This is a genomic window from Pyxidicoccus sp. M6, assembly GCF_055568925.1.
Genome location: NZ_CM145714.1, coordinates 10,429,613 through 10,439,303 on the forward strand (window position 1 = coordinate 10,429,613; position 9,691 = coordinate 10,439,303).

The window sequence follows — 9,691 nt, forward strand, 5'->3', positions numbered from 1 at the left end:
CACGAATGAGCAGACATCTGGAGTGGGCGCCTTCCAGGCCGATGTGACGGTCCGCCAGGAGCGACGTGTCGCCCTCCCGAACCGACGCGGCGGGCCATCCCATGACCTCGTCCCAGCCCCAAGGGTGAGGTCCCTGTCACATGTAAGGGACTGCCACGAGGACGCCCACCCCCGGTGGCCCAAGGCTGACATTGCAGCCGGGTTGCAGGAACAGCCCCACCTCCCGGAGGCCTCCCCGCGAGGGCACGCGCATTGCTGTCGCGCTCCTGGCGAATTCCGGGGAAGCCATGGACGACACGACGACGAGCCGCTTCTGGGCAGTGTGGCGCGAGCTCCGGCCCAAGCTCCTCAAGCTGAGCCTGCAACGCACGGGCGGACACCGTGCCGACGCGGAGGACGCCCTGAGCAACGCCATGCTCCGGGCGCTCCAGGCCTTCGAGGCGCAGCAACATCATCTGAAGGACGTGGAGGCCTGGCTGGCGCGCATCCTCCTCAACACGTGCACGGACACGCTTCGTGCGTGGAGCCGCGACGCGGAAGCGTCCCCGCTGGACGCGGACACCCCCGGCCTGGAGCTCGCTTCGCAGTTACCCTCTCCGGAGCAGGAGCTGCTCGAGCACGAGCAGTCTTCATTGTTGCGCCACCACCTGGACGCACTGCCTCCGCACCTGCGGTGGCCGTGCATCCTGCGCTTCGAGAGAGGACTGGCCAGCGCGGACATCGCCCGCGAGCTGGGCCTGACACCCGTCAACGTGCGCCGCCGCCTGTTCCTCGCGTATCGACAGCTGCGCGAGGCGCTCGGCACGGATGCGCTCCCCGACGTGCCGCGCGAGCGGGAAATACCGGGCGAAATAGCAGCGTGAATCCTCGGCCGTCTTCCCCATGAGCGCTGAGGGCAACGCCCGGCCCACCGGCGGATGCGCGGCGCTCGTTCCCAACAACCCACCCAACACCCGCGCCATGCGCGGGGCGAGGAGCACGTCATGAGCAAGATGTACGTCGACTTCATCAACAACACCGGCCGCACGTGGACCATGGGCCTGTACCAGACGCTGCCCGACTCCGTCGGCCTGGAGAGCGTGTCGTGGCTGCAGTCGACCGCGCCGGACGGCGGGGAGACGGGCGTCGAGTGGCAGGTCGACTACCAGGCCATGCTCTCCAACTACCGGCAGCTGAACGGCCGGGGCGTCTACAAGGCGAGCCAGAAGAAGAACAGCCTGCTCGGCAAGCGCTGGAAGGTCATCTACACCGAGGGCGTCCAGCAACTGGTGGAGGATGGCAACGCCGACCGCCCCGACCAGATCATCATCTACAACGACTCGGGCGAGCTGGCCTCGCCGGGCATCGGCATGTCGGGCCAGGGAGCGGTGTTCAAGCACGAGCTGTTCTCGGGCTCGGCGGCCCAGTTCATCGTCAAGCCGACGTACCACTTCGGCCTGTTCCGGGACCTCGTCCTGGGCGAGGTCATCTCCAGCAACGTCATCGTCGGGCCGCAGACGCTGGTGTTCGAGGGCGGCATGAACGTGGCGACCGTCACCGCGAGCGTGCGCGGGGGCACCATCATCCTCGACACGAAGTACAGCCGGCGCGACGCCGTGGCGTACTCGGACGTGGAGCGGCACCTCGCCGCGTTCGAGGCGCGCTACCCGCCGCTCGAGGCGTCGCAGGACGAGTACGGCACCGGCAAGGTGGAGACGGGCACCCTCAGGCCGGGCGCGGGCCACCCCTGGGAGCGCGACCGGTTCACGAGCCTGTCCTTCAAGTGGGAGGGGCCCGAGGGCATGGGCACGTGCAGCGTCCGCCTCGGGGACCAGGCGGCCAAGAGCTACAAGGTGCCCCAGGAAAACCTCCCCGTGGGCAACCAGTCGGGCAAGCTGACCAACAACACCGACCGGACCATCCGCTACACGCTGAAGTAGCGCCCGCACCGGGCGGAACGGCGCGGCAAGCCCTGTCGCGCCGCCTCCGCTACCGCGAGGCGGCCACCACGCGGGACCACATGGTGAGGAGGTTGCGGACCACGGGCCCTTCGGGCACCTCCGCCACGGGCGGCACGTCCACCTGGATGCCGTGCGACGCCAGCCGCGTGAAGGGGTTGTTCGGGTCCTGCGTCTTCAGCGGCACCGCCGGGTCCGCGGGCCGGAAGCCGAAGGCCAGCGCGCGCTCCTGCACGGACCGGCTGCGCAGGTAGCGCAGCCACTCCAGCGCCGCCGCCTTCTGCTTCGGCGTCACCCAGTCCCCCTGCAGCACCGCGGCCGGGTGGTCGCTCCAGAGCGTGAGCGCGGGGTAGTAGACCTTCAGGTTGCCCCAGCGGCCCTGCGCGTTGGCAATCTGGGAGATGGCCAGGTTCTCATACACCACCGCGATGTCGTACTTGGATGGGCCGAAGCGGACCATGTCCGTCATGAAAGTGCCCGTGGATGTCTCGAAGCGGGAGACGCCCTTCTCCAATTGCTTCATCCACTCCTGGTACTTCGGGTCCAGCAAGTCACTCACCGTCAGGCCGCTGCGCTTGTTGTAGTACTCCATCGTCGCGAGCAGCAGCGTCTGGAGGCCGGAGTTGGAGCGCGTGGGGTCCGTGTGGCCCAGCTTCACGAAGCCCCAGTCCGGCTTGCCGCCGATGGCGGGCCAGCCCTGGTCGCTTGCCACCGCCTTGTGGATGGCCTTCCACGACACGCCCTTGCCCTCGTTGGCCTTCTGCAGCACCTCCGCCCGGTCCTCCCACACCACGAAGACGAGCGGCGTAATCACCAGCGGCTGCGGCGCGCCCTCACCATCGGTGGCGAAGAGCGGCCCGCGCGAGGGCTCGGTGGCCCAGTCCGACGCCAGCATGCGCAGCACCGCGCTGTCCGCGGGGCTCCACACCGTGGGCTTCTCGCGTCCGTCGAGGATGGCCTGCGCCGCGTCCAGCGAGCCCTTGCCGATGAGGTTGACCTTGATGTCCGGGTGCTCGCGCTGGAACGACGCGGCCGCGGACTCCACCCAGTCCTTCTTCTCCGTGCTGTAGAGGAAGGAGATTTCCGTCACCTCGCCGCGCGCGGATGGCACGGAGCCCGAGGGTGTCGCGGCGCCGCCCTGCGCCCCGCCGTTGCGCTGGGACGTCAGATAGAAGACCCCGCCGACCGCGGCGAGGAAGCCGATGATGATGAGGACCTTGGGCTTCATGTGCCGACTCGCACCTCATGGAAGGACTTCAGGGTCTCCTCGAACGCGCCGATTTCGCCATTCATCCGGCCCAGCTCCTCGTTGAGGTCCCCGTACATGCTCTCCGTTGCCTGCGCATCCAGCGCGTGCAGGCGCATCACCTTCGCGGGCAGCCCCTGGTACGTCGCGGCGATGCGCGACAGGTTGGCCAGCACCCGCTCGCGCGCCGCGTCGATGTCCACCAGGGCCGCGAGCTGCTCCTCGCGTGCCGCGCGGGCGCTCTCGTACTGGGCCCGCGCCTCCGCGTCGCGCGTGCCCGCCGCCTGCTCCGCGGCCAGGCGAATCTGCTCGCGCACCGTGCCCGCGTCCACCGAGCCGAGGAAGCGCGCCAGCTCCTCGCCCCGCACCGTCAGCCGCGCCGCGCGTCCCTCCAGCTCGTGCAGGGACGACAGCGCCAGCCCCATGTGCGAGCGCACCGACTCCGGCGACTCCTTCAGCGTGCGCTCCAACTGGGCACGCGCGGCGGCGATGGCCCGCACCGCGTCGCGCACGCGCGCGTCCTTCAGCGAGTCCGGGTCCGGCAGGCGCGCGAAGGCCTCCATCTCGGAGTTGCCGTTGAGCGCCTCGCGCCAGAAGGTGGGCGTGGCCAGGTCCCACGCCACCAGCGCCACATAGGCCGCGCCGCCCAGCGCCAGCACGGGCCAGGAGTGGAACGCCGCCGCGCCCAGCGCCGAGGCCCCCGCCACCGCGAGGTTGACGGTGCCGCCCGCCGAGCGCGCCAGCACGCGGGGGAAGTGCCGCACCAGCGTGGACTCACGCTCGGCCATGTCCCCCCCTGTGTCGTCCGCCGCCGGCCATGTCCGCACCCCGCCTCAGAAGAACGACGCCATGTCCCGGTACACCTGGACGATGTCGTCGACGCTGCCCTTCGCGCTGGAGCCCTTGCCCGCCTCGGCGATGCCGTCCAGCACACCGCCCTCCGCGCTGTCGCCATAGGCGATGGTGAAGATGCGCACCGCGGCGTCCTGCTCGTCGCTGGAGGTGAGGCCCTGCTTGAGCTGGGCCAGGGAGATGCTGCTGCTCTCGTCGCGCCCGTCCGTCATCACCATGACGGCGTGGATGCGGCCCGGCGACTGCGCGGCGCGCGCGCGGGCCACCTTGTAGGCGGCCTCGGTGGCGCCGTAGAGCGCGGTGCCTCCGGCGGCGATGGTGTTGTCGATGCGGCTGGCCAGCTCCGCGCGGCCCTGCGCGTCCAGCGCGCGCGGGCCCACCGGCGCGTACACGTTGTTGTCGAAGAAGAGCAGCGTCACCTCGTCGCGGTCCGACAGCGTCTCCAGGAAGCGCTTCGCCCCCACCTTCGCCTCGGCGAGCGGGCGGCCCTGCATGCTGCCGGACTTGTCGAAGACGAAGATGACGTCGGTGGGCTTCTTCGTCTGGCGCCATACGGCAAGCAGCTTCTCCAGCACGAGCGCGTCCGGCACCTCCAGCAGCGTCTGCGGCTGCTTCGGGTCCGCGCCGTGCGCCGCGTCCACCGGCGCGCCAATGGGCACGGCCGGGTCCGCCGGACGGAAGCCCAGGGCCAGCGCGCGCTCCTGCGCGGGACGTCCCTTGAGGAAGGCGAGGAAGGCGTCCGCGGCCTCCTTCTCCTCGGCGCCCACCCACTCCGCGTCCAGCGTGGCGTACGGGTGGTCAGACCAGAAGGTGCCCTCCACCGGGTAGATGGACACCAGCGGGAAGGGCGCGTCCGTCTGCTTCCCGTAGGACTCGATGACGAGGTTCTCGTAGAGGACGGCGGCGGAGATGTAGCCGGGCCCGCGCTGGAGCATCTTGTCCGCGAAGAAGCCCGTGGACTTGCCGTAGTGCACCACCGTGCCCTCGACCTGCTGGAGGAACTCCAGCGTCTTCGGCGACTCCACGTCGGCGGCGTGCAGCGCGCGCGTCTTGGCCGCGCCCGCGTAGGCCTCGGCGAGCACGGACAAGAGGCCGGAGTTGGAGAACTCGGGGTGGGTGTGACCCAGCTTGAAGCGGCCCCACTCGGGGTGGCCGTACGCGGCCCAGCCCGTCGGGTTGGCGGCCACCTTCATCAGGTCCGCCCAGCCAATGGGCTTGCCCGGCCAGCCGAGCGCCTCCGCCATGGGCTTCCACATGCCGATGACGATGGGCGACAGCAGCACCGGCTCGCCCTGCCCCACCAAGGGCTGCGTGCGCCCGGTGGCCTGCGTCCAGGCGCTGTTGAGCAGCGGCAGGTACGCGCTGGAGGCGGGGCTGTAGACGTGGGCCTTCAGCCGGCCGGAGACGATTTCCTGCACCGCCTCGCCCGAGCCCAGGGCCCTGCCCTCGACGTGGATGGGGCGGCCGGACTTCGTGGTGGCGCCCGTGGCCTCGAAGGCGCGCGCCTGCTCCTCCAGCCACGTCTTCTTCTCGCTGCCATAGGCGACGGTGAGGACCAGCGCGCTGCGGGGCCTCGAGGCCGCGCGGCTCGCACTGCCGGCGGACGTCCCCTCACCCGAGGCGCCATCCCCGCCGCACCGGCAGGCCGCCAGCAACGCCAGCGCGAGACATCCAAGCTGAAGCTTCCACATGGTGGGTTCTCCCCTGCGCCGTCGTCACCACATTGAAACGCCGCGGCGTCAGGCCACAAGAAGCCCCCGTCTAGCTCACCTCCTTCTTGCATCCGTGTCACAGCACCGTCACACAACAACCGCGCGCGAGGCCCTTCGCTCGGTCCGCCCCGGCCCTCGCGCCACCGGCTGGCACTCGGCGTGACATTTGTTTGCAGTCAAATCGCGTGCCAGACTCCGGCGCATGGTGGGTACTTTTCGACGTCGGATGTGGCTGGGCCTGGGTGCGACGCTCCTCGCGTGTTCGGCGAAGCATGTGCCGCCCGCGAAGCACTACGCGCTGGGCATGTCGCGGGTGGAGTACCGGGACTACGCGGCCGCGAAGGCCAGCCCCTGTGACGCGGAGCAGCGGTGGCTTGCGGACGAGCTGACGGCGGTCAACGGGTTGCTGGCGCGTTACCTGACTGAGACAGAGAAGCTGGACGGGCCGGAGAACGAGAATGCGCGGGCGCTGGCGCAGGAAGCCACGCGGACGTTGCCGCCCGTCATGGAGGCGCATCGCGGCACGCTGACGGCGCTGGGGCGGTGCTCCTTCCGCAACTCCGGCGCCTTCCCGGAAATCTCCCGGCGGGGCACGGAGCTGCTGGAGGCGACGAGCGCGCGGCTGAAGGCGACGTCCACCATCACGGCGCTGAGCGAGGCCCGGGAGAAGTGGAGGGAAGGAGCGCCCCAGCGCGAGGCGACCGGGCGCTCCAACTGGTGTCCGGAGAAGCCCCAGGTGGGGCGGCCGGACGTGTACTACGCGCGCCAGGAGGGGGACGGCCATACCGTGTGGCTCTTCTGCGACGGGCACCGCGTGGAGCAGGCGCCCGGAAGCGAGCCGCAGCTCATCGAGCCCGAGGGGTTGAAGCCCCGCGAGAAGCGCCTCGTGCAGCCCAAGCGCTACCTGGAAGCGGCGGGCAACTTCCCCGCCGAGGAGATGGACCGGGCACCGGGCGCCACGCCCTCGAAGGACGCCACCACCCCGGCCGCCGCGTCCGGCGGTCCGGGCTGAGCGTCACGGGGCGTAGGTGACCACCACGTGGTTGCCCGTCACCAGGAGGCGGCGCGGGACGGCGCCGCTGCCCTGGATGGTCATGTCGAAGACCAGGGGCAGGCGCAGCGCCTTCTTGTTCATCTCGTCCTGGAGGCGGCTCTCCGCGCTGGAGTCCCGCTTCGCCTTGAGGCGGATGTCGGTGGCCTCGGCGCGGGCCAGCACGCGCGCGCCGTCGAGCGTGAGCTGCACCTCCATGTCGGCGATGGCGCCCTTGGTGACGGCCTGCTCGAACTCCTTCACCTGCCCCTTCGCGAAGGACGGGACGCTGCCGGTGTACTTGATTTTCTCGCCGCGCATGTGGGCCCGGCAGCGCAGCCGGTTGCGGGAGAGGAACTGGAAGTCGGTGACGCGCTCCACGACGATTTCGCCCTGGAGCTTGCTGTTGAAGTCCCTGCCAGGCATCCGGTACGGCACCATCTGCGTCGCCATCCGCTCCAGCGAGTCCGCGGAGAAGTAGAGCGAGAAGGCGCCATTGGCCGTCGCCGGGGACTGCAACTCCGCGAGGTATGCGGCGGAGGCCTGCACGGCCTGGTCGGCGGCCTGCACCTGCTGCGTGAGCTGACGGTTCTCGTCCTGCAGCGACTTCATCCGCGCGCGCGGGTCCGTCGCGCAGCCCGCGAACAGCGAGGCGGCGGAGAGCAGCGCCCACGTGACGTAACGACTCGTGCGCGCGCTCATCGCGGAGTCACCTGGCAGTTACCCGGGGACACCCTCCAGCCGCCGTTGCTGCGGGCGGCGGCGAAGCTGGGCGTCATCTGGAAGGCGCGGTGGCTCAGCTTCACCTGCGAGTGGACGGTGCCCGAGCGGGGCATGCCCTTCGCGGGCGCGCTGGCGGCGGTGACACCCGCGCAGTCCAGACCGCGCAGGCCGGCTGTGGCCTCGGCCTGAGTGGTGGTGCTGAAGGACTGCTCGATTTCAGCCTGCTTGCGGCGCAGCTCCTCGCGCAGCTCCTGGTTGCGCGCCTCCAGTTCCTGCACGCGCGCGTCGGAGGAAGAACCTCCGCGCGTGGCGCCGCTCTCGGAGGCACAGCCCGCCGCCAGCAGCAACAGCGCCGCCAGCAGCCCTCGTGGGGTGATGCTCGTCATGGCGCCGACGCTAGCACTGGCGTGCGGCTCAGGCCTCCAGGCGGGCCAGCCGCTTCGCGAGGTGCGCGTCGCTCCCGGCGTCCACGCCCTTCACCCATGCGGCGAGCGAGCCGCCCGCGGAGGTCAGGTGTGACTCCACGTGGGGCCGCAGCTCCGCCCAGCGCTTCGCCCAGGCGTCCTCGGACAGGGCGCCGCCGAGACCGGGACGCTCGGCGAGCAGCATGCCGAGACGCAGCGCCAGCTCCGGCTCGCCGAGGCTGGCTGCCTGCTGGGCGAGGACGGAGGCGACGGGGACGGCCTGGACCGTGCGGCGCCAGACCTCGGTGGCGCGCACGAAGGCCGCCACGTCCACCGCGCCGAGCAGCGACAGCGCATGGCGAAGCGGCAGGCGGCCCTCCTTCGGCGTGGCCACGACGCGCTCCATCAGCGCGGTGAAGACGCCGGCCAGCTCCGGGTGCGCGGCCGGGTCCACGCCGCCGAGCGCGCGCAGGGCGCGGCGGGCGCGGCGAGCACGGGACGTCACCTCCCAGCTCCTCCACCCGAGCCGGGCGCGCAGCGCGGCGAGCGCATCGGCGGCGACCTTCACGGCCTCGGGCGTGGGGGACGCGCGCGGCACGCGGCGGGGGAGCGGGGCCTTCTCGGGCTTGGACGGCGGCGGAGGCGCGGCGGAGGCCTCGGGGGCGCCGGCCGTCACCTCGACGTAGCCCTCGCGCTGCTTCTCGGCGACCTTCTTGTCGTACTCCTTCCGGGCGGAGGCCTCGTCGGGGAACACCTTCTCCTTGCGCTGGCCCGCGGTGCCGATGCGGCCGAACGTGACGATGAAGGTGTTGCCCTTCAGCTCCGGCTCCCAGAACTTGGAGCTGCTGCCCTCGACGAACTCGAACCTGCGCATGGCGCTCCCTCCTCGGGCGACGGCGTCCAGCGCACGCTAGCGCACCGCGACGCCGCGTGCCCGGCCCGAAGTGGAGGGAAGGCGCCTCAGGCGGAACGCGCCTTGCGCCCCATCCGCTCGGACAGCCAGGTGCCGGACACGTCCTGCACGGCCTGCGCATAGGGCCGGAAGCCCCGGAGGGAGTACTTCACCAGGCGGCCGGCGGTGCGGCGCGCGCTGCGGATGAAGACGGTGCGCTGGCGGTGCTGGATGAAGTCCGCCCAGGTGTAGGGCCCGGCATGCAGATAGCGGCCATCGAGGGTGAACTGGCAGATGCTGAGGTCCGTCTGCGCGATGAGGCCCTGCACCGACGGCCCCTCCGGATAGAGCGAGGGGATGTAGACCAGTTGGAGGAAGTGCCCCTCGGGCGAGCGCATCTGCACGGAGTGCGTCTGCTGCCCATCCGGAAGCGTGCGCACCCGGGGCCCGGCCGCCCTCTTTGGAGCATCGGCCGCGGAGCCCTCACGGCGAGGCGGCCGGCGACGCAGCACGGAGGGCAACCTCAACCAGGGCCGCGAGTACTCCACCTGGCAGACAGTGTAGCCGCCCGAGAGCATCTTCTCGTAGGCCCGCTCGAAGGCGGCCACCGAGCCGGGATAGAGGTCGTAGTCCCCGTCGTCCTTCCCGTCCTTCATCTCCCCGCCGAGCCACCGCACGACGCGGCCCCCGAGCATCCAGGTCTCCTCGTCCAGCAGGCCCTGGTGGGGCATCGGCGGGAGCTGGAGGACGCGGCGCACGTCCTCGATGAGGACAGGCTCCCGATTCACCAGGGCCTCCGTGTCCCGCAAGTCGCTCACGCCGAGCAGGGCGCTCAGCTCCTGCCGCTCGCGCTCACTGAAGTCGCGGACCATCAGCTCACCACGTCGTATTCAGG

At 71.0% G+C, this 9,691-nt stretch carries 10 protein-coding genes; 3 read left to right on the forward strand and 7 right to left on the reverse strand.

Going from position 1 to position 9,691, the window contains the following annotated elements; all coding sequences use genetic code 11:
- The first annotated feature begins 287 nt into the window (after window positions 1-287).
- Window positions 288-863 (forward strand): RNA polymerase sigma factor, encoded by a 576-nt coding sequence (locus ACVTJA_RS40940; RefSeq protein WP_465828710.1) that lies wholly within the window; start codon window positions 288-290, stop codon window positions 861-863.
- A 120-nt stretch (window positions 864-983) separates the two neighbouring features.
- A complete protein-coding gene (locus ACVTJA_RS40945; RefSeq protein ID WP_465828712.1) occupies window positions 984-1,919 on the forward strand; it encodes a hypothetical protein in 936 nt (311 codons plus the stop codon).
- Window positions 1,920-1,968: 49 nt separating this feature from the next.
- Here the strand turns inward: ACVTJA_RS40945 and ACVTJA_RS40950 are convergent, their stop codons facing one another.
- The 3 genes from ACVTJA_RS40950 to ACVTJA_RS40960 are packed head-to-tail and all read right to left on the reverse strand — an operon-like array spanning window position 1,969 to window position 5,726.
- Window positions 1,969-3,165 carry a substrate-binding domain-containing protein gene (locus ACVTJA_RS40950; protein WP_465828714.1) on the reverse strand — a complete coding sequence of 399 codons (1,197 nt, stop codon included), beginning with the start codon at window positions 3,163-3,165 and terminating at the stop codon, window positions 1,969-1,971.
- Window positions 3,162-3,971 (reverse strand): hypothetical protein, encoded by an 810-nt coding sequence (locus ACVTJA_RS40955; protein WP_465828716.1) that lies wholly within the window; start codon window positions 3,969-3,971, stop codon window positions 3,162-3,164. The genes ACVTJA_RS40950 and ACVTJA_RS40955 overlap by 4 nt, the downstream gene beginning before the upstream one ends.
- Window positions 3,972-4,016: 45 nt before the next feature.
- Window positions 4,017-5,726, reverse strand: a complete 1,710-nt coding sequence (locus ACVTJA_RS40960; protein WP_465828717.1) for a substrate-binding domain-containing protein — start codon at window positions 5,724-5,726, stop codon at window positions 4,017-4,019.
- A 247-nt stretch (window positions 5,727-5,973) separates the two neighbouring features.
- Here ACVTJA_RS40960 and ACVTJA_RS40965 point away from each other — a divergent pair, with 247 nt between their 5' ends.
- Window positions 5,974-6,759, forward strand: a complete 786-nt coding sequence (locus ACVTJA_RS40965) for a hypothetical protein (protein ID WP_465828718.1) — start codon at window positions 5,974-5,976, stop codon at window positions 6,757-6,759.
- A 3-nt stretch (window positions 6,760-6,762) separates the two neighbouring features.
- On the opposite strand, the gene ACVTJA_RS40970 is transcribed toward ACVTJA_RS40965, so the two are convergent.
- From ACVTJA_RS40970 to ACVTJA_RS40985, 4 genes are all read right to left on the reverse strand, one after another.
- Complete coding sequence (locus ACVTJA_RS40970) at window positions 6,763-7,479, reverse strand: hypothetical protein (RefSeq protein WP_465828719.1); 717 nt, start codon at window positions 7,477-7,479, stop codon at window positions 6,763-6,765.
- Window positions 7,476-7,886 (reverse strand): hypothetical protein, encoded by a 411-nt coding sequence (locus ACVTJA_RS40975; RefSeq protein ID WP_465828721.1) that lies wholly within the window; start codon window positions 7,884-7,886, stop codon window positions 7,476-7,478. Before ACVTJA_RS40975 ends, ACVTJA_RS40970 begins: the two co-directional genes overlap by 4 nt.
- A gap of 28 nt (window positions 7,887-7,914) precedes the next feature.
- The gene (locus tag ACVTJA_RS40980; RefSeq protein ID WP_465828722.1) at window positions 7,915-8,778 is read right to left on the reverse strand and encodes a WGR domain-containing protein; all 864 of its coding nucleotides are present in this window, start codon (window positions 8,776-8,778) and stop codon (window positions 7,915-7,917) included.
- 86 nt (window positions 8,779-8,864) lie between these two features.
- Complete coding sequence (locus tag ACVTJA_RS40985; RefSeq protein WP_465828724.1) at window positions 8,865-9,668, reverse strand: hypothetical protein; 804 nt, start codon at window positions 9,666-9,668, stop codon at window positions 8,865-8,867.
- Window positions 9,669-9,691 lie beyond the last annotated feature (23 nt).

Coding starts and splice junctions, on each gene's coding strand:
- ACVTJA_RS40940 (WP_465828710.1), top strand. CDS start 288: ATGGACGACACGACGACGAGCCGCTTCTGGGCAGTGTGGCGCGAGCTC.
- ACVTJA_RS40945 (WP_465828712.1), top strand. CDS start 984: ATGAGCAAGATGTACGTCGACTTCATCAACAACACCGGCCGCACGTGG.
- ACVTJA_RS40950 (WP_465828714.1), bottom strand. CDS start 3,165: ATGAAGCCCAAGGTCCTCATCATCATCGGCTTCCTCGCCGCGGTCGGC.
- ACVTJA_RS40955 (WP_465828716.1), bottom strand. CDS start 3,971: ATGGCCGAGCGTGAGTCCACGCTGGTGCGGCACTTCCCCCGCGTGCTG.
- ACVTJA_RS40960 (WP_465828717.1), bottom strand. CDS start 5,726: ATGTGGAAGCTTCAGCTTGGATGTCTCGCGCTGGCGTTGCTGGCGGCC.
- ACVTJA_RS40965 (WP_465828718.1), top strand. CDS start 5,974: ATGTGGCTGGGCCTGGGTGCGACGCTCCTCGCGTGTTCGGCGAAGCAT.
- ACVTJA_RS40970 (WP_465828719.1), bottom strand. CDS start 7,479: ATGAGCGCGCGCACGAGTCGTTACGTCACGTGGGCGCTGCTCTCCGCC.
- ACVTJA_RS40975 (WP_465828721.1), bottom strand. CDS start 7,886: ATGACGAGCATCACCCCACGAGGGCTGCTGGCGGCGCTGTTGCTGCTG.
- ACVTJA_RS40980 (WP_465828722.1), bottom strand. CDS start 8,778: ATGCGCAGGTTCGAGTTCGTCGAGGGCAGCAGCTCCAAGTTCTGGGAG.
- ACVTJA_RS40985 (WP_465828724.1), bottom strand. CDS start 9,668: ATGGTCCGCGACTTCAGTGAGCGCGAGCGGCAGGAGCTGAGCGCCCTG.